Origin of the sequence: Mycobacterium sp. 1274761.0 (genome assembly GCF_001668615.1) — a bacterium.
Lineage (GTDB): Bacteria > Actinomycetota > Actinomycetes > Mycobacteriales > Mycobacteriaceae > Mycobacterium.
The window spans coordinates 1-865 of the sequence record NZ_LZMC01000045.1 but is presented as its reverse complement, the minus strand read 5'-3'; the positions used below and the strand labels follow the sequence as shown (position 1 = coordinate 865).

General features: G+C 67.2%; 1 protein-coding gene and 1 pseudogene. One reads left to right on the top strand and one right to left on the bottom strand.

All coding sequences use genetic code 11. From position 1 onward, the window contains the following. Positions 1 to 161, bottom strand: a pseudogene (gene ligC, locus A5651_RS26400) (ATP-dependent DNA ligase); the annotation flags it as partial. Between the two features lie 30 nt (positions 162 to 191). Between ligC and A5651_RS26395 the strand changes: the two are divergent. Then, a partial coding sequence (locus tag A5651_RS26395; protein WP_156662720.1) for an ATP-dependent DNA ligase occupies positions 192 to 865 on the top strand: 674 nt, incomplete at its 3' end.

Here is an 865-nt window from a genome sequence, read left to right as displayed (position 1 = left end):
ATCGGCCGCTCGTTGCGGCTGCCCAGCTCGACCTCGGGCCCGTCACGAAAGCAGATCGACCGAAACCCGTCCCACTTCGGCTCGTACGACGCCCCCGGCGGAATCTCAGACACCGACTTGGACAGCATCGGCGACACCGGCGGCATCACGGGCAGGCGCATCGCCCCATTCTTGTCGGGCGCGATGACATTATGAGCAGCGTGGAGCTCCCCCTGCAGCCGCCGGTGTCGCCGATGCTGTCCAAGTCGGTGTCTGAGATTCCGCCGGGGGCGTCGTACGAGCCGAAGTGGGACGGGTTTCGGTCGATCTGCTTTCGTGACGGGCCCGAGGTCGAGCTGGGCAGCCGCAACGAGCGGCCGATGACGCGGTACTTCCCCGAGCTGGTGGCTGCTGCGCTGGCCGAACTCCCGGCGCGCTGCGTGATCGACGGCGAGATCGTGATCGCCGTCGACGGCAGGCTGGACTTCGAGGCGCTGCAGCTGCGGCTGCACCCGGCGGCCAGCCGGGTCGAGAAGCTGGCCGCGCTGACGCCGGCGCATTTCATCGGGTTCGACGCGCTGGCGAGCGGCGACACATCTCTGTTGAAGGAACCGTTCCGGGTCCGTCGTCAAGCCTTGCTCGAGTCGGTGAACGAGAAGGACTGGTGTCATGTCACCCGCACCACCGAAGACCCCGAGCTGGGTGCGCAGTGGCTGACGACGTTCGAGGGCGCGGGTCTCGATGGGGTGATCGCCAAACGGCTCGACGGCCCGTACCTTCCGGGCAAGCGCGAGATGGTGAAGGTCAAGCACGCCCGCGACGCCGACTGTGTGGCCATCGGATACCGCATCCACAAGAGCGGCGAAGGCATCGGCTCGATTCTGCT